The organism is Methanosphaera sp. ISO3-F5, from assembly GCF_034480035.2.
Taxonomy (GTDB): Archaea; Methanobacteriota; Methanobacteria; order Methanobacteriales; family Methanobacteriaceae; genus Methanosphaera.
On sequence record NZ_CP118753.2, the window covers coordinates 1,676,309 to 1,701,313 of the forward strand.

At 33.7% G+C, this 25,005-nt stretch carries 18 protein-coding genes; 8 read left to right on the forward strand and 10 right to left on the reverse strand.

Annotated elements, in window-relative coordinates:
* Nucleotides 1–126: 126 nt before the first annotated feature.
* Both PXD04_RS19060 and PXD04_RS19065 read left to right on the forward strand, forming a co-directional pair.
* Nucleotides 127–5,835, forward strand: a complete 5,709-nt coding sequence (locus PXD04_RS19060) for a cobaltochelatase subunit CobN (protein ID WP_323736404.1) — start codon at nt 127–129, stop codon at nt 5,833–5,835.
* A 105-nt stretch (nt 5,836–5,940) separates the two neighbouring features.
* On the forward strand, nt 5,941–8,682 hold the full coding sequence (locus PXD04_RS19065) for an Ig-like domain repeat protein (RefSeq protein WP_323736405.1): 2,742 nt from the start codon (nt 5,941–5,943) through the stop codon (nt 8,680–8,682).
* 249 nt (nt 8,683–8,931) lie between these two features.
* On the opposite strand, the gene PXD04_RS19070 is transcribed toward PXD04_RS19065, so the two are convergent.
* The 9 genes from PXD04_RS19070 to rnhB form a co-directional block, all read right to left on the reverse strand.
* Nucleotides 8,932–12,744 (reverse strand): Ig-like domain repeat protein, encoded by a 3,813-nt coding sequence (locus tag PXD04_RS19070; RefSeq protein WP_323736406.1) that lies wholly within the window; start codon nt 12,742–12,744, stop codon nt 8,932–8,934.
* A gap of 339 nt (nt 12,745–13,083) precedes the next feature.
* Entirely contained in the window at nt 13,084–13,818 is a 735-nt protein-coding gene (locus PXD04_RS19075; RefSeq protein ID WP_323736407.1) for a tRNA-dihydrouridine synthase, read from the reverse strand.
* 40 nt (nt 13,819–13,858) lie between these two features.
* The gene (locus PXD04_RS19080; protein ID WP_323736408.1) at nt 13,859–14,614 is read right to left on the reverse strand and encodes a GTP cyclohydrolase III; all 756 of its coding nucleotides are present in this window, start codon (nt 14,612–14,614) and stop codon (nt 13,859–13,861) included.
* Between the two features lie 18 nt (nt 14,615–14,632).
* Nucleotides 14,633–15,532 (reverse strand): 2-phospho-L-lactate transferase, encoded by a 900-nt coding sequence (gene cofD / locus PXD04_RS19085; RefSeq protein ID WP_323736409.1) that lies wholly within the window; start codon nt 15,530–15,532, stop codon nt 14,633–14,635.
* Between the two features lie 9 nt (nt 15,533–15,541).
* Complete coding sequence (gene cofE / locus PXD04_RS19090; protein WP_323736410.1) at nt 15,542–16,306, reverse strand: coenzyme F420-0:L-glutamate ligase; 765 nt, start codon at nt 16,304–16,306, stop codon at nt 15,542–15,544.
* 203 nt (nt 16,307–16,509) lie between these two features.
* Complete coding sequence (locus PXD04_RS19095; protein ID WP_323736411.1) at nt 16,510–17,118, reverse strand: IMP cyclohydrolase; 609 nt, start codon at nt 17,116–17,118, stop codon at nt 16,510–16,512.
* Between the two features lie 29 nt (nt 17,119–17,147).
* On the reverse strand, nt 17,148–17,555 hold the full coding sequence (locus PXD04_RS19100; protein WP_323736412.1) for a biopolymer transporter ExbD: 408 nt from the start codon (nt 17,553–17,555) through the stop codon (nt 17,148–17,150).
* Between the two features lie 18 nt (nt 17,556–17,573).
* The gene (locus PXD04_RS19105; protein ID WP_323736413.1) at nt 17,574–18,416 is read right to left on the reverse strand and encodes a MotA/TolQ/ExbB proton channel family protein; all 843 of its coding nucleotides are present in this window, start codon (nt 18,414–18,416) and stop codon (nt 17,574–17,576) included.
* Nucleotides 18,417–18,497: 81 nt separating this feature from the next.
* The gene (rnhB, locus tag PXD04_RS19110; RefSeq protein ID WP_323736414.1) at nt 18,498–19,133 is read right to left on the reverse strand and encodes a ribonuclease HII; all 636 of its coding nucleotides are present in this window, start codon (nt 19,131–19,133) and stop codon (nt 18,498–18,500) included.
* Between the two features lie 251 nt (nt 19,134–19,384).
* Here rnhB and pssA point away from each other — a divergent pair, with 251 nt between their 5' ends.
* The 3 genes from pssA to PXD04_RS19125 are packed head-to-tail and all read left to right on the forward strand — an operon-like array spanning nt 19,385 to nt 21,556.
* Entirely contained in the window at nt 19,385–20,062 is a 678-nt protein-coding gene (gene pssA, locus PXD04_RS19115; RefSeq protein ID WP_323736415.1) for a CDP-diacylglycerol--serine O-phosphatidyltransferase, read from the forward strand.
* Between the two features lie 50 nt (nt 20,063–20,112).
* Complete coding sequence (locus PXD04_RS19120; protein WP_323736416.1) at nt 20,113–21,186, forward strand: DUF515 domain-containing protein; 1,074 nt, start codon at nt 20,113–20,115, stop codon at nt 21,184–21,186.
* A gap of 10 nt (nt 21,187–21,196) precedes the next feature.
* Nucleotides 21,197–21,556, forward strand: a complete 360-nt coding sequence (locus tag PXD04_RS19125) for a dihydroneopterin aldolase family protein (protein ID WP_323736417.1) — start codon at nt 21,197–21,199, stop codon at nt 21,554–21,556.
* Nucleotides 21,557–21,570: 14 nt separating this feature from the next.
* Here the strand turns inward: PXD04_RS19125 and PXD04_RS19130 are convergent, their stop codons facing one another.
* The gene (locus tag PXD04_RS19130) at nt 21,571–22,299 is read right to left on the reverse strand and encodes a hypothetical protein (RefSeq protein ID WP_323736418.1); all 729 of its coding nucleotides are present in this window, start codon (nt 22,297–22,299) and stop codon (nt 21,571–21,573) included.
* 509 nt (nt 22,300–22,808) lie between these two features.
* Between PXD04_RS19130 and PXD04_RS19135 the strand changes: the two genes are divergently transcribed.
* The 3 genes from PXD04_RS19135 to PXD04_RS19145 are packed head-to-tail and all read left to right on the forward strand — an operon-like array spanning nt 22,809 to nt 25,003.
* Nucleotides 22,809–23,006: a ferredoxin family protein gene (locus tag PXD04_RS19135; RefSeq protein WP_323736419.1), complete on the forward strand. Its 198-nt coding sequence runs from the start codon at nt 22,809–22,811 to the stop codon at nt 23,004–23,006.
* Nucleotides 23,007–23,008: 2 nt separating this feature from the next.
* Nucleotides 23,009–24,133, forward strand: a complete 1,125-nt coding sequence (locus PXD04_RS19140; protein WP_323736420.1) for a 2-oxoacid:acceptor oxidoreductase subunit alpha — start codon at nt 23,009–23,011, stop codon at nt 24,131–24,133.
* Nucleotides 24,134–24,139: 6 nt separating this feature from the next.
* Entirely contained in the window at nt 24,140–25,003 is an 864-nt protein-coding gene (locus PXD04_RS19145) for a 2-oxoacid:ferredoxin oxidoreductase subunit beta (RefSeq protein WP_323736421.1), read from the forward strand.
* The last annotated feature ends 2 nt before the right edge of the window (nt 25,004–25,005 follow it).

A 25,005-nucleotide genomic window follows, 5' to 3' on the forward strand; every position in this document is an offset into this window, starting at 1 on the left:
ATCTAAATTAAATTAAGCATAACTATATTATTCTTAAACAACTAAATATTAACCAGTGTATTTGTTCATAAAATATTGAATCAATCACACAAAACATTTAACTAATCAATAAAGGAGTTTCCTATAGTGAATAAAAAAATTATTTCATTATGTATGATACTCTTTATTTTGATAATCTGTACAACTGTAAATGCAAAAGACATAACCAACAGCACGAATACAACAATAACCAGTAACAAAATTGATAATTCAAATATAGAACAAATAGAACCAACAATTAAAACGGACACAAACAAAAACACAAACCTTACCAAGAACACGTTAAATAAGCAAGAACAGTTGACACAGTCAACAACTAACAAAAAGAACATAATTAAGCAAACCAATAAGAAGCTTAATATTAAAACAGACACAATCCAAGAAGTCACAAACCTCAACATCACAGGAATAGTGACAACAGCATATGACAAAGAAAACAACACATATGCTGCAGATGAAGAAGAAGGATACACAGTCCAAGGAGCTAAAATAACATTATATGATAACACTGGAAAAGTACTTAAAACTACTTTATCAGATACAGAAGGAAAATATCAGTTCACAAACCTCACAAACGGAACATACACCGTAGAATTCAAATACGGCACATATGAAGTAACAAAGGAACAGATAAACCTAAGAACAAGATCACTAAAAGCTAACCATATCTTCGTCCCAGACATACTAATCATAGCATTCTCTGGAGACAACAACGGAAATGGACAAGCAGAAAAAATAAAATACCTAAAACAAATGAGTGACAGAGTTCTCTTCCTGGAAAGTTATGAATTAAACAATTCATACGACAAATCCGGACAATGGATGATAAACTTTGCAAACTTCATACTAGTAGACATGTACTCCATAGGAAACGGTTTCGGAATAGATGTAGACCTGGTAGCTGATTCACCAGCATCACATAACAACAAAATAGCATACTGTTTTGGACTATTTGATGACTCCATACTACAAGGTACATTAGGACGATGGGGATGGCTAGGAACAAACCCACACTCCGTACAAAACACTTATGTAGGTTCATACTGGCAGGCACTGTCCGAGACAAACTCCACGACAATAAAAACCAATATGAAAAACTTACTAGAATACATAAGATACCTACTGGGAGAAACAAAAGTAGACCCAACACAAAACGGTAGAGGACCATTACTTCTTTCAAACTCATGGGGTTTATACTATCCTGGATACACAGGCAATGTAAAACTACCAAGCTCAAACCTGATAAAAACATGGATTGAAACAAATCCAGGATACAATGCAGACGGAGCAGGTAGTTTAAACTGGATGATAGAAAATTATTCCCAATGGAATATAGAAAACAATAATCCAGCAAAAATATTAAGAAACTTTGAAGATTGGTACACAGCTAATAAAAAATTAAAAAGTTCTTTTATCATAATATCTACCTACTATGAAGGTGGAGCAGTAGTTGATGCATTAATAAAAGAATATGAAAAACAAGGCAGAGCAGTATTCAGTCTCTACAAAACCACATCCGAAGATCCTGATATGACAGCATTACTTGAAATTGCTGGAAACAAATCAGTTCTAAAACGGGGTGTTTCAGCAGTAAGTTACATGTACTGGTGGACAACAGGTTATGCTCAGAGAGGTGGAAACTACACTATAAATGCTTATAAAAACTTGAACGTATCATTAATCGATGCATTAAAAGATATAAGTAAATTCAGTTACGAAAGTGAATACGGTCCACAAAATGAATGGACAGCCGCAGTAACAATGCCTGAACTTGAAGGAGTTTTCGGTGCAATACCAGTATCCTATGTTAATGACAACAAGGAAACAGTAATAATTCCTGAAGGAGTTGCAAAACATGTGCAGATAACCAATGGATGGGCAAAACTTAGGGATTTAAACAATTCAGATAAGAAAATATCCATCCTCGTGTATGGTTATCCTCCTGGAAAGGCAAACATCGGGGCATCATACCTCGACGTGTTCCAGAGTATACATGATTTACTTGGAAAGTTATATGACGAAGGATACAACATAGGCATGAACAAAAGTGAAATTCCAACAACAGATGAGATAAATGCCATAATATCCGATTTTGGTAACAAGGGATTATGGGCAGAAGGATTACTTGATGAATATGTAATCAAAAACTATGATGAACTAACCAATAACGGACAACTAGTGGCAAAGGCAACATATAACAAGTGGTACAAAGCACTTCCAAAACAATTACAACAAGATTTAACAGATTATTGGGGTGCACAATTAGGTAATGGTTCAATGATTTACCGCGAAAAAGTAGCAGTAAACATTAAAGACCTGAAAAGCTGGTTAAACAATTTAACCGGAAACTATAAAGACCAATTTGAACATTACTGGGATATCAATACAAGAAAGATTGTAATATCCAAGAACTCAAAAACAATGGTCTTAAATAAAACCAATTTCTACTTGTGGCTATATGATTTACCTGCAAACCTCCAGAAAGTATTTAGTAAACATGGCGGTTCAGGATTATTAAACGAAACACCATACAAGAATCAGGGTTACTTCCTCATTCCCGGAAAACGTTTCGGTAACATTTTCCTAAGCGTACAGCCAGTAAGAGGTTGGGAATCACAGATTGATTTCCACAATTCCTACCTGCCACCACCACAACAGTACGTGGCATATTACAAGTATCTTAGTCAGATATTTAAAACAAACGCTATAATACACATGGGAACTCACGGAACATTAGAATGGTTACCTGGAAGAAATCTTGGATTACAATCATCAGATTGGCCGTTCCAATTAATTGATACTCCAATCATATACCCATATATTGTATCAAACCCTGGAGAAGGAATGGTAGCTAAGGAAAGAAGTTTTGCACAAGTTATAACACACATAACACCAATAACTTCAGTTTCCTCATTATATGGAGATTATGCGGAACTTAAGGATGCAATATCCAAGTATGATTCAAACAAGAATACAGGTGTAACAGAAAACCTTGAATACTACAAGGAGTATATTCTAAACATAACACAAAGCTTAGGATATGATGAACCAGACTATGTGACTGTCCAAAAATATGTTGATGATTACCTCATAGCAGTAAACAATAACAATAATAAAAGTATTAACAAAGCTAGATCAGCATTAATACAAAAAGCTACTATACTAAATTTCAACAAACCAGCAGCAGGTAAATTTGATGCATGGCTAAAAAAACTACAAAAATATCTTAGCAGTGAAGAAGCCTTCGAAGAATGGCTGGCAATAATCCATGCAAACCTCGAAGCACTCGAAACTGATAAAATCAATTCAGGTATGCATACACTTGGAAGAATCTGGAACGATTCAGAGATGATAACAGGAGTATCCTCCATCGTATCATCAAGAACAGATGTGCTTAATAATATAATGAACATAATATATCCAGAAATAACACAAAGTTATTATGATAAGATTAAGCAGAGATCCTTCAATTCACAAAAAGAAATTATCCAGGGAGTACTAACTTCAATGGTAACAAACATTGTGGAAGGAGAAAGTGTTAAAAGTGTAGCAGAAAGCTATGGTGTATTCAATGAATCAGCACCATTATATGAGGACCTGCTATTTATTGAGGAAACAATAAATGATATTCTCAATAACCATGAATGGGAATCCATCCTATCAGCCCTAAGTGGAGGATACGTGGAACCAGCATTATCTGCAGACCCATTATACTCGGATGTTCTTCCAACAGGTGGAGCAATGTACACTAGTGATTCAACAAAAATACCTAGTAAAAGTGCATGGCAATCAGCAAAAAATTCAGTCGACCAAGTATTAATAAAATACATGGTAGACCTTGGTGAAGAATCATATCCTGAACTAGTCGGAGAAGTAATCTGGGGTACTGAAATTCTACGTACAGAAGGAATAAGTATAGCACAATTCCTATACCTACTCGGAGTACAGCCAACCTGGGATAAGACAGGTACGGTAACAGGAATAGAAGTAATACCACTAGAAAACTTAACACTAACAATCGATGGAACAGTATATAACAGGCCAAGAATTGACGTATTTGCAACAATGGTATGTAATAATCCTGACTGGATATCATTACTCACTGACTCAGTAAGCCTAGTTAATTCACTAAAGGAATCAGTTAAAGATAATTATGTTAAAAAACATTACAAGGAATCAGGTTCATTAGAAAGATTATTTGGTTTGCCTGGAGCAATACTTGAAGGAACTGGAGTAGCAGACCTGTTAAATAATGCAGGTACAAAGCTCAGCGAGGCAGATGGTATATCAACAGAACTGGCAAGCGTATACGAATCAAGGATAGGTCACTCATGGAATGTGGATGACAGTGGTAACATAGTAGTGAAAGATGATGGAAAATCATTCTCATACCTGCTTGAACACATGGACCTAATAATCCAGGACCTTGACAGTACATGGAGATACCTTGACTCAGACGATTATCTTGACTGGTTTGGTGGACTTTTAAATGCAGCAAACGTACATGGAAACATAGTTAACACTGTTCTATTAGATATTCGTGATAAAAATAATGTAGTTACAAGCACATTAGGTGAAGAAGTAAAAAAAGAGACAAGAACAACAATACTAAACCCTCAATGGTTAAATGATATTACAACTGAAGTTGGTGGATGGAACCAAATGTCAATGAACTTTGAAAACTTGATGAAAACCATGCTAACAACACAGGAGTACAAAGAAAACCAGGCAGGAAAAGCAGTTCTTGACACAAGCACAGGAAACAATGCAGGTATTATTGGAGACGGTTTACTAGGAGAACTAGCAGAATTAGTCACATACAGTGATTACTTCACAATAGACGCTCAATATAAATCATACTCATTCCAATCAATGGCTGGATGGCTACTTACAAGTGACATGGCAGGCTTCTGGAAAACAGAAAATGTAGCACTTAGAAAAGACATGCTGCAGAAGTATGTTGACAATGCAAACCGTTACGGAGTAGCATGTTGTCACCACACATGTGGAAACATTAACTTCCACGAATGGATCATAAAAACAGGTTCATCACTGGGAGTTAAAGGATTATCAGAGTACTCAGAAATATATGCATCAGCAACCAAAAATCCCGATGCAATATATGCAGACCCTTCAAACCCGGATGCAACAATCAGTACTGATGGTTCAGCAAATGGTGTTGTAGATGTAAGTGAAGGTATAAGTGAATACTTGAATGATGGGGCAACCAGTGAAGCAAATGCAATGGCAATGGCCGCAGCAGGAGCAACTGGTCTATCAGACACATCAAACAATAACGGTAATTCAATGACAATGGCAAAAGTAAACAATGGTGGAAAAGGTTCCGGTAACTCTGGAAACAGTCAAGGTTCTAGTGATGTTGGAACAAACACAGGAACAGGTAACGGTACAGATAATGCAGCAGAAGGTGGAGGATCAGGTAATGGTGAAGGTTCAGGTAATGGACAGCCAGTACAGGATGCAACTACTGATGCAAACTCACAGGTAAGCCAGAACGGTACTGACACATCATCTGATGCAGGTGATAACAGTCAATCAGAATCACAAACTGCTACTGAAGTAACAGTTAATGATGTAAGTAGTAATCAAGGTTCAAGTGCTGGTGGAGAATCAGGTGATAGTGCCGGTGCAGCCTCAGTATATGAACTTGTTAAGAAGAGTGTTGGAAAACCACCATCACCTCAATCTGAGATAGCCTTTGGTTACTTGATGTTCATTGTTGTAATACTTGTAATATTCTTTGTCGGATTTACAAAGCCTAATATAAAACGATAAATCTAAAGTATCATACAATTAATTAAATACCCCCCATTTAACTTTTATTTTTTATTCTTTTTTGGTTAAAAACTTATCTTAATACAAAATAAAGGTGAAAACAAATTGAAAAACAATAAAATACTGCTAATTTTATGCTTAATCATATTAATTTTCTCATTAAACGCATTATCTGCAACAACAGAAAACAATACAAACACTAAAAAAGCTGAGAAAATATATGAACATGACAATCATAAACAAGCACAAGAAGATATATATGTTAACATTAACTCACAAAGTTCAACAGAAGATGGAAGCAAAAGCAACCCATACAAAACAATCAACAAAGAAAATTTAGAAAAAATAACACCATATTCAACATTACATGTTGCAAAAGGAAAATACACATTAGGCTCGGTAAATATTACAAAAGACATTACAATAATCGGTGAGAACAGGGAAGATGTAATATTCACATCAAATGGTGAATCAAGCATGTTCACATTACCATTAGGTCGTACTTTAAAACTGAACAATATCACAATAAAAGATCATACCTCCACGGGTAATGCTGCAATAACAAACAATGGAAACCTCATCCTAACAAACATATTATTCCAGAACAATACTGGAACAATGGGCGGTTCCATAAGTAACAACGGAAATTTACAAGTTAATAATACAGTATTCATGGAAAACACTGCATCCTTCGGATCAGCAATATACAATAAGGCCAATCTAACAATAAAAAACTCCACATTCAATGATAATCATATATATAATGTTGGAGGGGCTATTTACAGTACAAATGGTACAATGGAAGTAACAGACTCATACTTTTCAAATAACCGTGCAGTAAGTGGAGCAGCAATATACAATGCATTCGGGTACCTGGAAGTAAACAACACAAAATTCATAGAAAATGATGCAGAACACTTCTTTGGAGGTGCAATATACTCCACTGGTATAACACGGGCATATAATTCCTTATTTGATAATAATCAGGCAAATAAGGATGGAGGTGCAATAACTACCACAAGCAATTTCACCATAATCAACTGCACATTCAATGAAAACTTTGCAAAAGAAAATGGTGGGGCAATAGAAAACGTACCATGGACAGATAAGGAAAACGGTAACCTGACAATAATTAATTCCACGTTCACAGAAAATGCTGCAACACTGGGTGGGGCAATAATAAACTATGGAAAAATAGAACATACTGGAATACCTGCAACAGTTACTGCAAGGGGTTGTGTCTTTGATTCAAACACTGCCGACAAGGGTGGAGTCATATACTCCCAACAGTATGTGAACATACAAAACAGTGTATTCAAGGATAATACTGCAGATGAGTATGATGTTATCTATGTGAATGATTCAGAGTATGTGATATCACTGGATAATAACTGGTGGTCAACAAACAATCCACGTGAATCTGAGATTGGATTCATGCCATCAGTGTGGGTTGTAATGAAATTCACTAACAAAACAAGCTTATATGTTAATAAAACATCTACAGTCAGTGTATCATTAAACACATTAAATGATGGAAGTATGATTAAAACAACATTGCCACCAAGAAAAGTTATATTTAATGCTATAAACTCAACATTTAAAGAAAACAATATGACAATAAAGGGTAGCATAGAAAATGTTGTAGAACAAAAAGATGATAATATAACCGCACAAATAGATAACCAAATACTGACACTACAACCAGTAAATGCACCAAAACCAACAATACTAACAATCAACACAAACAAACAAGCCTATTACAAGGACAATATTAAAGTTACCGGAAAATTCATGGACATTAATAAAAAACCATTAATCAACACTCTACTAAAACTAACAATAAATAACAAAACTAGAAATGTTAAAACAAACAACAAAGGAATATACACTTATAACCTTAAAGCACTAACAACAGGAATCAACAATGTAAGCATAAGTTATCATGGAAACAATAAATACGAAGCAAACAAGACAAGCACACAATTCAAAGTAAATAAGAAGAACATAAAAATAACATTAAACACTATAAAAACAGTAAACTACAAGGACAACATTACAATCAAGGGAAAATTCACAGACACATCCAACCACCCATTACAAAACAGCAACATACAACTAAAAATCAACAACAAAAACGTAATAATAAAAACAAACAACAAAGGAATATTCAATTACACATTCAAAGCCATAAAAACAGGAAAAAACAGTGTAACCGCCACTTATAATGGAAACAAGTATTATATGAAAAACACTACAAGCACAACATTCACAGTAACAAAAAAACAGGTACAAATAATATTAAACTCAATAAAAACAGTGAATTTCAAGGAAAAAACCAGGATCTCCGGAAAATTCATGGACAAAAATAATCATACACTAACTAATACAATTATTAAGCTCAACATATCCGGTAAAATAATAAACGTGAAAACCGATAAAAAAGGAATATTCACCTATAATTATAAAACAAACAAAACCGGCACTAATACTGTAACAGCCGTTTTCAAAGGAAATAATAATTACTCAAAGTTTAGTATAACAAGAAAGTTCAACGTTAAAAAACAGGATCTTAAAATAACAGTTAATAAGATTGTGAAAACTAAACTTGGACAAAATGTTAAAATCAGTGGAAAACTAACCGATAAAAATGCTCATGCATTACAAAACACTTTGATTAAAATTAAAGTTAACAACAAGAATTATCTTGCTAAAACAAACAGGTATGGAATATTTAACTGTAACATCAAAACTAGTAGGGCTGGTTTGAATAATTTAACAGTCAGTCATAACGGTAATATTAATTATAATAAATATGTTTTAGATACGGTTTTCAGAGTATCAGTTTAATATATTCCTTAAACTTCACCACCCCATTTCTCCTATTCATTTTTTTAGTGTTTTTTGATAGAATTCACAAATATTAATATTTTCTCATTAATTATTTGTATGGAAAAAGAGTATTATCCCCTAAATAATAAAGGATTTTTTCTTGTATAAATGGATAAAATTTCTATAAAAAAAGGAAAAATGTTGGACACACAACATTAAACATGTGTCCATCCAATAAAAAAAAATGATATTTTTCAAAAACTATTTCTAAGCACTTACAGTAATACTTTGACCAGCAGCAGCACTATAATTCTTGTTACCAGCATAGCTTACTGAAACTTTCACTGTACCTTTAACAGCTTTAGTGTAAGTGTAAACACCTTTATTGTTGGTTTTTACATTAGTAACTTTACCATTAATAGTAACTTTTGCAAGACTGTTCATTAAAACTTTCTTATTTGAATCAGTTAATTTACCAGTCACGGTAACTTTACCTTTACTTACTTTAACACTGCTTATAGTAGCAATAACGCCCTGTTTTGTAACTTTGAATGTAGTGTTAGCAGAAGCCTTATTATAGTTTTTGTTACCAGCATAGCTTACAGTAACCTTGTTGGTTCCCATAGTGGTTGCTTTAATTTTTAGTGTGTAAACACCTTTATTATTAGTTTTAACTGAGTATGTTTTACTGTTAACTTTTACTTTAACAAAGGTGTTCATAACAACTTTTCCATTAGCATCAGTTAATTTACCTGTAATAGTTACAGTATCTTTATATTTAACAGCACTAATCTTACTAACTGTAAGTTTTAAGCTTCGTTTAACAACTTTGAAAGTAGTTTTTTGTGATACTTTCTTGTAGTTAGCATTACCAGCGTAGCTTACTGTTACGTTGTTTGTTCCAACTTTTGTTGCTTTTGTGGTGTAAGTGAATACTCCACCTTTACCTGTTTTTACATTAACTGTTTTACCGTTAAGGTTAAGTTTTAAGTTAGTGTTAGCAATACCTTTACCATTAGCATCAGCAAAAGTACCTTTAATTGTTACACTATTTTTGTAAGCAACATTTGCTATTTTATTAAGGGTTATTTTTAAGTTTCGTTTAACAACTTTGAATGTTGTTTTATTAGTAACTTTACCATAGTTGTTGTTACCAGCGTAGCTTACTGTTACGTTGTTTGTTCCAACTTTTGTTGCTTTTGTGGTGTAAGTGAATACTCCACCTTTACCTGTTTTAACAGTTACTGTTTTACCGTTAAGGTTAAGTTTTAATTTGGTGTTAGCTAATGATTTACCATTAGTAGCAACGAATGTACCAGAAATTGTTACATTATTACCATATTTAACAGCTGCTATTTTATTAAGTTTAACTTGTGTTATGTATGGTGAGTTGTTTTTAACAACAGTGTCTTTCTCGGTTGTTTTAACTGCATTATCTCCGAAAATCTTTGAACCAATTTTTATAAAGTTGTTTTTCACATTACCTTTGGTTGTTTTGTTAAAGTTTATTTCTGCACCTTTAGTGCTTATAATATTGTTTTGGAATATTGTAACATTATTTGCTGCTCCGAAGTATAATACATTGTTATTTGCTTTACCGTTAAGTGTCATGTTGTTGTTTATAATGTTCACATTTTGTGGTGCATTGCCCATCCAGTCAATATGAGCATTTACTGCTGTTGTGGAATTACCTGTAACTTTAATGTTTGAGTCTGCAATTATGATATTGCTTGATCCTTCCATTAATGCTCCTGTAGCAAGTGGTGCATTAACTGTCATGTTACTGGTTGTTATGGTTATGTCTTTTGAGCTTCCGGTTCCCATTGCTGTACTGTATACACCGTATGCTTCGGTTTTTGCGGTACTGATAATTACACCGGTTATGCTCATACCGTCTGCATCGAATAATTGAACACCGTTACTGTAGTAATCGGAGTCAACTTTTACAGTTACATTAGTAAGTTTGGTTGTTTTTGCTCTTCCTACATTAATACCATAAACGTATACTGGACCTTTTACTGTAACTTCTGTGTTGGTTATAGCGTTGTTATTAATTGTTGTTGTACCGTTTGGTGATTGTATGTCTATTCCATCAGCACTAGGATAGCTTCCGGTTTTCTGTGATCCGTCGAAGTATACTTTTGAATCACTTATTGTGTTCCTATTTGATGCTATGAGTATTGCGGATGTTTGTGGTTGTCCTACAAAGCTTGCATCATATACTACATCTGCACTAGGAGCAGTTACGTTAACAGTTATGTTTGTTAAAGTGTTTCTGTTACCTGTTATTTCAACACCATGTAATGCTTTGTTATCAACTATCTTAATTACAGAATTGGATAACATGTTATTGTCGGTTTCAAATAGTACTGCTGGAGCATTTTTGTTAGTGTTATCGATATTTATTCCACTAGTCATAAGTGTAGCATTGTTCTGGGTGATGAAACTTGCATTGTAAAATGTTGATTTACCTTTTGTTTCGAATTTAACTAATACTCTATCATCAAATATGAAGTCTTTATTTTTAAAGTCACCTTGTGCTACAACTGTGTTTGTAGTGTATGGTTTTGCTATGAATACTGATTCATTATTAAAGAAGTTTGAGTAATTATTATCAGTTAAGAGATATAATCCATTATTCTGTCTAATTTCAGTGTCATTTTCTGTTGATTTAGCACCGTTGTCTCCAATATATTTGTTTCCTATACCGATATCGTTAAATGTAACTTTACCGTTTGTGGTTTTGTTTAAGAAAATTTCTGAACCTGCTGTACTCATAATTTTATTTTGAGTTACTTCAACATTATCACATAATCCAAAGTAGAGTACGTTATTGTTGTCGGTACCTTCGATGTCAAATGTGTTGTCTCGTATATTGATATTTGATGGTTTGTTACCCATCCAGTCAACATGTACATTTACTGCTGTTGCAGTTTTACCTTTGACAGCAAAGTTAGAAGATACTATTGTAATGTCACTTGTTCCTTCCATTAAGGTACCAGTAGCTTTTTCACCGTTAACAGTCATATTAAGTTCTCTAAGAGTAGTTTGTTTTGAAGTTCCAATTCCCATTGCGGTACTGTATACACCGTATGATTCATTTTTAGCAGTGCTGTTAATTACACCTGATATGACTGTATCATATGCATCGAATAATTGAACACCGTTACTGTAGTAATCGGAGTCAGCTTTAACAGTAATATTTTCTAGTGTGGTTCTATTTGCTCTTCCTACATTTACTCCATAAACATACATTGGACCTTTTACTGTAACTTGTGTGTTAGTTATTGTGTTGTTTCGGATTGTAACAGTTCCATTAGGTGATTGTATGTCTATTCCATCAGCACTAGGATAGTATCCTGTTTTTTGTGATCCATCGAATGATACGTTTGAGTTTGCAATTATGTTGTCATTTGATGAGATTTGTATTGCTGATGTTTGTGGGTATCCTACGTAGTTTGCATCGTATACTACATCTGCACTAGGTGCTGTTACTTTAGCATTAATGTTGGATATGGTATTTTTGTTACCTGTTATTTCAATAGCATGTAATGCTTTATTATCGGTTACGGTTATGTTTGAGTTTTGGAGTGTGTTGCCTTCACTTTCAAATAATACTGCTTGAGCATTCTTGTTTGTGTTAACAATTTTTAATCCATCAAACACTATTTTTGCACTGTTTTGTGTTATGATGCTGGTGTTGTATAATGTTCCAGTACCAGTTACTGTTAGTTTAACATTATCAAATATGAAGTCTTTGTTTTTAAAGTCTCCGGCTAATTTGATTTTACTGTCATTTTTTACTGCACTGGTTTTTATCACAGAATCTTTATCAAAATATGTTGAATATGTTGATTCGGTTATATTATATTCTGTTGCTGGTGCAGTTTTAGTAATAGTTTTACTATTACTTGCCTTATTTATAACATTTTTTTCTATACTTTTAGGTTCGGTTGTTGTTTTCTTTATTGTGTCTGTTGTACTGTCATCTGTGATGTCAGCTGCTGAAATACAACCTACTCCTATTAGTAAGATTAATAATGTTGTAAATAGGAAAATTGTTTTCATATTTTTATTCATATTAATCATCTAGATTTTTAATATTGTTAAATAGAAGCAATTTTTTTTTAGTAATTTAATGATTATAAAACATTTTTATATTCATTAATTTAAATTTATAAAACATTTTTATATTCAATAATTTAAATTTATAAAAATTATTTTATTTCCATTAAATAATTTTTTACTTCTACTATATTTTTATTTCATAAGTTATTAATAATTCTTTTGTATATCTGGTAATAATAGAATATTGATTTGGTATTTATATTAATTATTGGCATAACTTATTAATTATTTAAAAAATTTCAATATTTTAAAAATATTTTCTAAAAAAAGTTTAATAATAATGGAGGGGATTTATTCTGTAAATATGTGTTTGATAGAACCGTCTCGTGCAGCTCTTGCTACAGAAACGCTGCTGGCACCATTTTCTATCATTTTTTCATAGTCTTCACGGCTTGTCACTGAATTGTTTCCAATAATGTGTATGCTCGTGTTTGATGCAATCCTGTTGAGAATGTCATAATCAGCTTCTGGAACACCTTCTTTCATTGCATCTACATGGAGGTATTTGACATTGTATGTGTTTATCAGTTCAACAATTTTTAGTATGTCTACTCCTTCAACGTTGGCCCTAATTTTTACTCCAACATCCTTACCAGAGTTACTAGTAACTTCCTCCAATATTTCAGAGAGTAATGTAGTATTCTTTAACAATGCTTGACCAGTTCCTGCACTTAACATTGGCTGTTGTCTACAATGAGCATTTATCTCAAAGATATCTATATCATCATTACCATATAACACTTTGAAGGAATCCTTAGAAGATGCCCTAAGATTAACACTAATCAAACCATCCCAACTAGAATTATAATCCCTGATAACATCAACAAAACCACTAATATCCTCAGTAATATGATGAGGACAAGTAATGAACTCCTTACGATCATTAGTCATATTCTCTAATCCAGCCTTAAAAGTCTCCAAGTCAAGATTAAAACCGCCCAAAGTTATAACATCAACTCCCTCATCAGTAAACCTTTTACAATATTCACCATCATTTATTCCAGCCATAGCAGATAAAACATTCATAAAAACTACACATCCTCATAATATATATTAACACTAATAATCAGTCATGAAAAACTAAAATAGAATCATCAGTAAGATCAGCCCTAATATCCTCAAGACCAAGATCTGCAAGATCAGCAGCACGACCACCAAACTTGGATATGCCAACACCAGCCTTAAGAGTAACTCCAGTCTTCTCATCAACCTTCTTCAAAGCATCCCTCAACTGACTCCTGGTTATACCATTAGATGGGGCCATATAATTATCTCCACCAATAAAGAAACATAAAGCACCCAACTTCTTAAGCTCCTTCATTAACTCAAACAACACCTCATAAACAGTAATAGAAGTATTATAAGCTGTTTCAACATCAGTTAAAGTAGTGGTAATATTATTAATATCAATATGAGCAATTTGAACCTTAGATTCATCATCACTTGCCAATGACTCAATATTAAGCACTTCACATCTCTTATCAGACTGAGCACCACCACCCTTCTGAATCATCTCTGTTGCAACTTTCTGAGCTTCAAGAGGTGTAGGTCTAGCTGCCACACCCATACTCACAGTTATTGGATATCTGTTACGTATTGATTCTTGAATTTTCCGGTGGTCTTCCTCGCCAATTCCATTACTTACAGCAATTAAATTATCAAATCTGTTAAAGAATACGATTCCACCACGTGCTCCAAATTCCCTTTCTAAATCACCATATAATCGGGATTGTAATGTTTGTAAATCAGGTTCATGCCTTGGCCCTGGCGTAACAGTCCATGGCCCGTAATTATCAATTTGTATCAACGTAATCTGTATCATTTAATCACTTGGTTCTAATTATACTCCGAGTATCTTCCTAGCAAGATTAACTTTATCCTGCAATGTTTTCAGAATAATATTTTCAACAGATACTTCTGGTATGAATTCTTTTATACTGCATTTATATTTGTCATCCGTAGTATTTATTATATAATGGTCAAGAAAATCACTATACATTTTTGCAACACCAACAGGTGAAACCTCAACATTCTCAGCCCTCATAAACTTACCAGCAGGACCACTAAATGCTTCACAACCTATAATCGGAGAAACACCAGTAACATAAGTACTTTCTAGCAAATCCTTCACTCCACTCATAGAAATAATAGGATTTATAGAAGTAACAGGATTAGAAGGACCAATAATAACATGATCAGACTCCTCAATAGCACTTAACACTTCACTCGTAGCCTGAACATTATCATACACAACCTTCTCCACACTAGGCTGTGCACCCTCCTTAATAAGAAAATCATGAAAAGACATACTGCCCATATCAGTTTCAATACTAACATTAGATTCCTCATCACTCATAGGCAAAATATTAGCCTTAATGCCCAAATTCCTACATTGAATCTTAACAGCATCAGTTAACGAATAATCCCTCAGAAGCAAAGTTTTCTGAATCTTCAAAGCACGATCCTTATCACCAATACGCAACTCTTCATCAAAACCCAACTCCTTCAAAGTATCATGAGTATGAAATGTATCATCACGCCGACCATACCAACAATCCTCATTAATAAGATCACACATAGTATACAAAACAGTATCCACATCAGCAGACACATAAACCCCGCTAAAATAATCATTTTCCAATGTATTGACAACAACATTCAATTCATCGTCAGGAACAACACTCCTAATACCTTGTAAAAGCTTAGGAGTACCAGTACCACCACTAAAAACAGTAATCATAACAAACACCTACCTGAAAGCATCATGTTCATTATCCCGGACAACTTCACTAATGGAAGCATCATCTAATCCACAACTACTTAAACCAGAATCGTAACCGCGGATAAGAACCAGACAAATGCCATTGTCGGATTGACCCATAAGCAACGAAGCAGCACTGGCAAGCTCATCACCAGTACCTTCAATAGTACTCATAAGCTCCTGACCATACAAATCATGACAGCCCCTGAAATCAGTAACAGGATGTAAACCAGCTACACCAACCGCAACACCAATAGCACCAACACGCCAGGCACGACCCTGAGTATCAGAGATAACTACTTTACAATCAACATCAAACTTATCATCCAAAAACTTCTTAATCATCCTAGCACTCAAATCCGGATTAACAGGCAGAGGAGTAACAAAGCCAACCTCACAATTACTATTATCAATACCACTATTAGCACAAACAAAACCATGAGGAGTCTCAGTAATAATAAGATCCTTCTGACATCTAATAACATCCACACTATTATCTAATATAATCTGGCACTGTCGAGCATCTTTACCACTAATATCAGACATAACCTTGGCCTTATCACTAGCAACAACATCACTAATCCGTACAATATTCCCCTCAGCTTTACTAACCACAGTTTCAGCCAAAACAAGAACATCACCATCAACCAATGAAATACCATTATCTAATAATGAATCATAAATAATCTCGGGAAGATTGTCATCCTCTTTAATAATTGGAAAATTCTCAATACCTATAATTTCAATACTCATAAAATCAAACTCAATAAATTTTACTCTAATAATAACATTTATAATTTAATTTTAAAATAATATTGGAAAAAATAAGAAAAAATAATACACTTATTTTGTAAAAATGTTTTATTGTACATTAGTGGATGGTGGTTAGATGTTTTTTTACATGATTAAATATTTAAAAAATAGTTGTTAATGGGGGTGATGATTGTATGTTTTTTCTATGGATTTTTTACTGTTATTTCCCATTCTGTTTTTCCGAATGCTGCACAACTTGTTACAGGGTTTGTGAATTCTTCGAATGTTCCTTGTCCAAATATGTAATCTGTTGCTTCTTGTGAATTGTTTACAGGGTATTCTACTTTTCTTGGACTGTTGTGTTCGTATGTTGATACATAGTATGCTTCTCCAGGATTTACTTTTATTATTTCTATTCCGTCATCACGTACTATTCCAATAAATCCTTCTCCTTCAAAGTTTATTGCTCCTGCTATTCTTGGTGTGTTGTAGTCATCTTTTTCGTAGTCCATTGCAAGTAAGCTTAGTGCTATTGCGTCTCGTATGTTCATTCCTTCTCTGATTTTTCCGGCTATGATGTCTGTGTGTGATCCGTTGGTTACTACGCATATGTCATCTATTATGTCTATGCAGTTGTAGCTTATGTATGGATTTTTGTATATGTCTCCTTCTGATCCTTCGGTTGGGATTATTGCTACTTTTTCTCCGTTTATTGCGGATTGTCTGTTTGGGAATGATCTGCTGGATACTCTGTATGCTGCATAGCTTCCTTTTTCATTACTTCCTATTGATATTATTCTTCCTAAATACATGTTATTTTTTCTCCTTTATTTTTTTGTTATTATACTACTGGTGCTTTTACGGCTACATCTAGTAGGTCTGGTGGTGCCGTTATGGTTATTGTTCCTGTGGATGAGTCCATTGTTATTTGTCCTTCGTCCATTACTCTTGTGTGTACTGCTATCGAGCCTTGCCTTATCATGGATGATTTGTCCACTCCGTTTACTGTTACTTTTCTTAGTCCGTTTAATGGTAGTAAGTAGTATTCGGAGTCTCCTGTTGAGCTTGTTGGCTTGGCTGATATTTGTTCTGGCGAGTATTCGTCTAGTTGTGTTTCGCCTGGGTGTTGGCTTAGCAGCACTAGTAGAAATATCATTATTGTGAAGATTACATCTAGTAGTGGTACTAGGTTTATGTTCGGTGTTTGGTGTTCTATTTTATCTTTAAATTTTTGTGTATCTATTGACATTTTTTTCCAACACCTTGTTTATTGTTTTAGTTTACTTTCTACTATACGGTTTTGTGTGTCTGATTTTTCTCGTATAATGGTTTTTATTCCTTTTTCTAGCATGTTTGGTTTCAGGTATATTTTTAGGTTTGCTTGTTCGTCTTCTATTTGTTTTACTTGTATGATTCCTGGTGATTCTTGGAGTGCTTCTATGACTTCGTCTATGTCTTTTTCTAGCCATATTTTCATTTCAGCGTTTCTCCAGTTGCTCATTTTCTTTGCTATTTCTATGTTGTCTAGTTGTATTTCTATTTTGCTTTTTATGTATGTGTGTAGTGGGAGTAGTATGATTGCTACTGCTAATCCGAATATGGTTGTTACTATTGCTATGTATATTCCGTTTGCCATTAGTGTGATGTCGCTTCCTGCTCCGAGGTCTCTGAATGTGTACCACATTCCCAGTACTGTTCCGATTAGTCCTATTAGTGGTGCTACTTCTATTATGGTTTGTAGGGTTGATAGGCCTTTCATCATTTTACTCATTTCTACAATGAATACTTGTTCCATGTTGTCTTCTACTTCGGATTTGCTTCGGTATCCTATTTTCAGTGCTTCTGATATTATTCGTGATATTGGTGTTTTGTAGTTTCCTATTGCTCTTAGTGCTTCTAGTGATCCTCCATGTGCCATTGATTCGTTTACTATTATCATTAGTTCTGTGAGGTCTATTTGTGATGCTTTTCTGAGGTATAGTATTTTTTCTATTGATAGGAATATTCCGTAAATTCCGATTATTGTGAGGATGTATACTATTGCTCCTCCACTTTGGAACATTGTTATTATGTCATTTCCTGTAGATAGTATTATTCCTATAATGTCCATTTATTTTTAGCTCCTTATAGTCAATATCCGTTTTTTATTAATAGTTATTATATATTATGATTTTTGTAGTATAATAATTTTTCAGTCTTTTGTTTCTATATTTTTGACGGTGTTCCATGTTTGTCTTACTATTGGGGGGTATTTTCCGTTGAGATTTTTCAGGTATCCTGTTGTTTTTTTGTCGCTTGGGTATCCGGATCCTACTGCTCCGTATTCTTGTCTTATTATTTCCATTTGTTTGTCTCTTTCTACTTTTGCTATTATTGATGCGGCTGCTACGATGTTGTATGTGTCGTCTGCTTTGTGTTCTGTTATTACTTCCATTTTATGGTTTGTGTGTTGTATTCTGTTGTGGAATCTTTCTTCGTTTACGTCGAGGCAGTCTATGCAGCATTTTTCTGGTTTGTATTGTTTTATGATTTCTATCATTGCGTTGGTTTCTATTTTGTTGAGGTTTGTTCCTGTGTTTCGTAGGTGGTCTATTTCTTGTGCGGTGATTATTGTTGTTGTGAATTGTGTTATTTTTTTTATTTTTCTGGAGATTATTGTTCTTTTTTTTGCTGTTAGTCTTTTTGAATCTTTTACTCCGATTCTGTCTAGGAATTTTAGTTTGTTTTCTTTCATGAGTACTCCTCCTATTACTAGTGGTCCTAGTACTGAGCCTCTTCCTGCTTCGTCTATTCCTAGTACTGTTTTTGTTTTTTCTGTGTCTGCCATGTTTTTTGTTCTCTTTCTTTTTTTTGTTGTTGTTATTTTTGTTTTTTGTTGTTTATTATTTTTTCTTGTAATATAAAGATTTATATATTATTTTAAACAATGTTTAATATAATGATGTTACTAATAATTTTATTAAAAAAATAGGACATATATGATAGAAATTATCATTACAAGAATATTGTTAAAAGGTATATTATGTATTAAAAAGATATATAATACATATACTAGAATAATATGGATATGATTAACCTATGCAAACAAATATAATAAAAATGATAGGAGTAGCAGACATAGCCTCCCTCCTCAATGCAACATCAGGAATGCTAGCAATACTAACAGCACACTACCAAAACATAACACTCACAGCAATTCTACTAATACTGGCAGTATTGTTTGATGCAATAGATGGACCATTAGCACGAAAATATCCAAGCTCAACAAAAGAAGTCTTCGGAGAAACAATAGATTCGCTAGCAGATGTAATATCATTCGGAGTCGCACCAGCAGTAATAATATTCGAATTATATAATCAACCACTAATGATAATAGCATCAATACTCATATTATCATGTGGAATACTAAGATTAAGCAGGTACAATACAATAATAACAGAACAAGTCGGACCAACAAAAACATTTATTGGCCTACCAATACCAGTAACATCATTCATGTTGTCCCTATTACTGTTCTCAAACATACAAGAACAACATATAATATTAATCTTAATGATAATCATAGCAATACTGATGGTATCAACACACAAATATCCAAAAATAAAAAACAACAAAATATTCCTTGTATGCGGAGTATTACTGGTACTAACATTAATCTATCCAATAAACAATATGCTATACCACATACCATCATACTTACTGATAATAATGGGAATAATATACATGATAAGCCCAATATTACCAATAAAAAACTAAACTCTTTTTTTTATCATATATTTTTTTCCTATTCCTAAAAAAAAACAATTATGAAAGAAATAAAAGAAAAAATACAAGAACAATATCAGAAAATAATAAACCTCCTGGATCAAGAAGAAAACAAAACAAAACTGTTCCGCAACAGACACCACAGACTAAAAAAACAAGAAAATGAAGAACTGATGACAGGAATAATAGTAGTGGCACTAATAATCATAATAATCTTCTCACTAGCATATTATCTCTTAATATTCGCACCACAACAGGAAGAACTTAACAACCTGAAACAGGAAAAAATAAACACAGTAAACACATTACTCGTAGATGATGAGGGACATAACAAGGAAGCAATAATAGCAGAAATAGAAAGCAAAAACACAATAGAAGAACTAAACAATCTCGATGTAAACCTGATGATACACCCCATACTAAAAAATACCCTACTACAACAAATCAAGGAATACAAGGATAAATATGATAGAATAGAAATAATAACCGATAACACAACTGACATAATGAACACAGAAAATGCAACAAATTACATTAACTCACAGGAAACAACAACATTATCCACAATAAAAATTAAACCTGTAGACTCAGTAATAATACCATTAAACATCAACCGTAAACAGGCAGCTAGTGGATTTTTATCTCAAGGAGACAAAGTAGACATATATAAAACAACAAAAGATGAAGAAATCAAGGAATATGATGAAAACAATACAGAAAACACTACCATTAACACTTCCACAAAAATAGTGGGAGGTTCTACTGTAGTATCCATCCTAAGATCCAAGGATTCCGGTAACATAGAACAAAACATGGAACTTTCCGAAACTCCAAAAAACAGGAACATGTCCCAGTCATCATCATTGGACATTCAGCAAATACTATCCTCCCGTGCTGCCGGGACTTATGATGAAAAGCAGATTAAGCTCTTGTTAAATGAGTATGGTGTCCGACTTTCAAATTATGAGAGAACATCAAATATTGGAGACCTGGATGTTGAATATATTATAATGTTGGAAGTTCCCCGGGATAGTGTTGAAAATTTAATAGATAATATGGACAATATAATATTAACAATTCCGACCTATGATGCACCATCATGGGTAAAACTTTAAGGTGATATTTTTGAATGAAGAAGATTATTTTAAAAATTTAACTGATCGTGAAAGAGCAATCTTTGAGGGCGGTATCAGTATGGGATCATTGTTTCATCAGTTTGTTGGAACGCCTGTAAGTTTGAATACTGTTTCATCTTTGGAGACTGCAATTAGTGAGAGTATATTGTTGCAACCAGCTATTGTTGATGTTGATGTTAAATTGGATTGTAAGTTAATTGAAAAAAATAGTCGAAGTATGGGTTATACTTCTTTGACCGGGGATATGTTGCAAGTAAGATTAACCACTAAAATTAATGAAAAATTAATCGTTACATGTATATCATACGATGAAAATTTGCATTATCCTATGATGTATATTGAAGACTAAAAAACATAACCCCACTAATCTTCAACATCACCCTCTTCTTTTCCCGGCTGCAACTCCTTAATCTCAGCAGGAAGCCTATTAAACAAACGATCAATAAAACCCATATTCTTCACCTGACCAATAGCAAAACTATACTTCTCTAACCTTTTAAGAGTATCATTCAACTCATCCTGAGTCTTATTAAGACGTTCCTGTGCATGTTCACGCTTATTCTTAATCTTAGTATTCTCTTTAACCTGACGATTAGTCTCCTCAACCTGCTCAATATACTTAGACTCTAACTCCTTATTCTCACTAATAAGCTCCCTATTCCTATCCTCAAGACCAGCATTAATCTCACTTAAACTATTAACTTCCTTTTCTAAACTTCTAACAGAATTCTCAAGCAACTTATTATCATTTTCTAATCTGAACACATCCTGTTCATGTTGGTTCAGCAAATCATTACTTTTCTTATTACTAGCTCTTGTTGAAAGAAGATCATCAGACAACTTTTTATTCTCTTCTTCAAGTTTTTCACACAATATTATAAGATTGTTGTTTTCATCATTTAAATTGTTGATTTTTGTTTTTGTTTTTTCAATGTCCAACACATCATTATTAACATAGTTTTCAATAGCTTTTTCCATCTCCTCTGAAGTATGCTTGTAAGTAGTACCATATTCTTCTTCTATTTTTGCCTGAAATTCATCCCACAGTTTCTTATTTAATTTAATGGTTTTTCTAACATATTCCTCACTCATACTTTTCATCCCCTTATTATACTAATATTTGTCATAACTAATATTAATTGTTGATTTTTGTTTTTCAAAGTATGATTTCATAAACTACTAAAATTATTAAAGTATGTTTTCTGTTTTCTAAAATCAAACATCAAAATTTGCTATGAAAAATGCTGACAAATGATGATTTCTAATTGTTGATTTCTGATTTCTATATTCCATAAAATCTCTTAACACAAGCTATAAACATTAATTGCAAAATTATCTAAAAAACACATAACATAATCAAAAAATACAATACTTAACTAACTTTACCCAAAATTCCACAAAACATTAAGAATCATGATAAATATCACAACACTATTAATATTATAACAAACATATAATTAAAATAATGTGAGATAATGGATTTTTCTACAAAAATACAACAAAAAATTCATTCTAAACACATCATTACAAAAATTTACAAGTTTATGTTAATTATATAAGGAAGTAAAAAACCTTCACTTAAAAAGTACAAGGTAATAAAAATGATATACATTAATGAAGAATTATGTAAAGGATGCTTTATATGTGTAGATTGTTGTCCAATGAATGTGTACACTCCATCAAAACAACTAAACCAAAAAGGAGTACACATTCCAATACCGGAAGTGGACAAATGCGTAAAATGCCAACTATGCACACTAATGTGTCCAGACCAAGTAATTTCAGTAGAGGATGATTAAAAATGGCAGACAAAGAACTATTCGTACAAGGAAACGAGGCATGTGCACTAGGAGCACTAAAAGCAGGATGCACATTCTTTGCAGGATACCCAATCACACCATCCACCGAAATTGCAGAAGTAATGTCCAGAAAACTACCAGAAATAGGCGGACACTTCATACAAATGGAAGATGAAATAGCAGCAGTAGGAGCAATAATAGGAGCATCATGGGCAGGTCAAAAAGTAGTCACCGCAACAAGCGGACCAGGAATATCCCTCATGCAAGAAAACATAGGATACGCAGTAATGACCGAAACACCAATAGTCATAATAAACATGCAAAGAGGATCACCATCCACAGGACAACCAACAAGATCCGCACAAGCAGACATGATGCAAACCCGATGGGGATCACACGGAGACTACGAAACAATCACACTAGCACCATCAAGCGTACAAGAATGCTTCGACTACACCATAAAAGCATTCAACCTAGCAGAAAAATACAGATGCCCAGTATTCGTAATGGCAGATGAAATCGTAGGACACATGAGAGAAAAAATCATCATACCAGACAACATAGAAATAACACCAAGACAAATGCCAGAAAAAACAGAAAACTACCTACCATACGACGCACCAGAAAACTCAACAACACCAATGCCATCATTCGGACAAGGATACAACATACACGTAACAGGACTAACACACGACAAAAGAGGATACCCAAGCACAGACGACGAAGAAACACACACCCAACTAGTAACAAGACTATGCAACAAAATACTAAAAAACACAGATAAAATAACACAAATAGAAACAGAATACCTAGACGACGCAGAAACAATAGTACTATCATATGGAATACCATCAAGAAGTGCACTAACAGCCGTAAAACAAGCAAGACAAAAAGGAATAAAAGTAGGCTACATAAAACTAGGAATAGTATGGCCATTCCCAGAACAAAAACTACTAGAACTCACAAAAAACGCAAAAAGAATCATAGTACCAGAACTAAACCTAGGACAAATATACCTAGAAGTAGACAGAGTACTAGGAAAACATGCAAAAGTAGAACTACTCTCCAAAATAGGCGGAGCACTACACACACCAACAGAAATACTAGAAAAAATAATGGAGGAATAAAAGCTTATGTCAAATCATGAACACAAATTTATGAAATACTTAAGAAAAGAAAGATTACCTCACATATTCTGCCCAGGTTGTGGAGACGGAATAGTACTAAACACACTATTCAACGCAATAGAAATGTCAGACATAGACTTCGAAAACATAAGCATGGTATCAGGAATAGGATGTTCCTCAAGAATACCAGGATACGTAAAATGTGACTCACTCCACACAACACACGGAAGAGCACTAGCATTCGCAACAGGACTAAAAACAGCAAACCCAAAACAAGACGTAATAGTAGTAACCGGAGACGGAGACGCAACCAGTATCGGAGGAAACCACCTAATCCACGCAGCAAGAAGAAACATAGACCTGACCGTAATATGCATAAACAATGACATATACGGAATGACCGGAGGACAAATAAGTCCAACCAGCCCACTAGGAAGCTACGCAACAACAGCCCCATACGGATCAACAGACAAACCATTCAACATAGCAGAAATAGCAAAAGCAGCAGGAGCAACATACGTAGCAAAATACACAACAGCCCAACCAATACAAGTATCACAAGCAATCAAAGCAGGACTAGAAAACAAAGGATTCTCATTCATAGAAGTAGTAGCACAATGCCCAACATACTACGGAAGAAAAAACAAAATACGAAGCCCAATAGAAATGCTAAACTGGCTAAAAGAAAACACAATCACCATTGAACAAGCAAAAAACATGACAGAAGAAGAACTAGAAGGAAAAATAATAACCGGAGAATACATAAACAAACCAAGAAAAGAATTCATCGAAGCACTAGAAGAAATCACAAAAAACAACACAGACATAAACCCAGACACAAACATAAACAGAGCATACAGGAGTGAATAAGA

What these genes read in the sequence shown, in the direction of transcription:
- PXD04_RS19070 (WP_323736406.1), bottom strand. Translation starts at nt 12,744, where the DNA reads ATGAATAAAAATATGAAAACAATTTTCCTATTTACAACATTATTAATC.
- PXD04_RS19075 (WP_323736407.1), bottom strand. Translation starts at nt 13,818, where the DNA reads ATGAATGTTTTATCTGCTATGGCTGGAATAAATGATGGTGAATATTGT.
- PXD04_RS19080 (WP_323736408.1), bottom strand. Translation starts at nt 14,614, where the DNA reads ATGATACAGATTACGTTGATACAAATTGATAATTACGGGCCATGGACT.
- cofD (WP_323736409.1), bottom strand. Translation starts at nt 15,532, where the DNA reads ATGATTACTGTTTTTAGTGGTGGTACTGGTACTCCTAAGCTTTTACAA.
- cofE (WP_323736410.1), bottom strand. Translation starts at nt 16,306, where the DNA reads ATGAGTATTGAAATTATAGGTATTGAGAATTTTCCAATTATTAAAGAG.
- PXD04_RS19095 (WP_323736411.1), bottom strand. Translation starts at nt 17,118, where the DNA reads ATGTATTTAGGAAGAATAATATCAATAGGAAGTAATGAAAAAGGAAGC.
- PXD04_RS19100 (WP_323736412.1), bottom strand. Translation starts at nt 17,555, where the DNA reads ATGTCAATAGATACACAAAAATTTAAAGATAAAATAGAACACCAAACA.
- PXD04_RS19105 (WP_323736413.1), bottom strand. Translation starts at nt 18,416, where the DNA reads ATGGACATTATAGGAATAATACTATCTACAGGAAATGACATAATAACA.
- rnhB (WP_323736414.1), bottom strand. Translation starts at nt 19,133, where the DNA reads ATGGCAGACACAGAAAAAACAAAAACAGTACTAGGAATAGACGAAGCA.
- pssA (WP_323736415.1), top strand. Translation starts at nt 19,385, where the DNA reads ATGCAAACAAATATAATAAAAATGATAGGAGTAGCAGACATAGCCTCC.
- PXD04_RS19120 (WP_323736416.1), top strand. Translation starts at nt 20,113, where the DNA reads ATGAAAGAAATAAAAGAAAAAATACAAGAACAATATCAGAAAATAATA.
- PXD04_RS19130 (WP_323736418.1), bottom strand. Translation starts at nt 22,299, where the DNA reads ATGAGTGAGGAATATGTTAGAAAAACCATTAAATTAAATAAGAAACTG.
- PXD04_RS19135 (WP_323736419.1), top strand. Translation starts at nt 22,809, where the DNA reads ATGATATACATTAATGAAGAATTATGTAAAGGATGCTTTATATGTGTA.
- PXD04_RS19140 (WP_323736420.1), top strand. Translation starts at nt 23,009, where the DNA reads ATGGCAGACAAAGAACTATTCGTACAAGGAAACGAGGCATGTGCACTA.
- PXD04_RS19145 (WP_323736421.1), top strand. Translation starts at nt 24,140, where the DNA reads ATGTCAAATCATGAACACAAATTTATGAAATACTTAAGAAAAGAAAGA.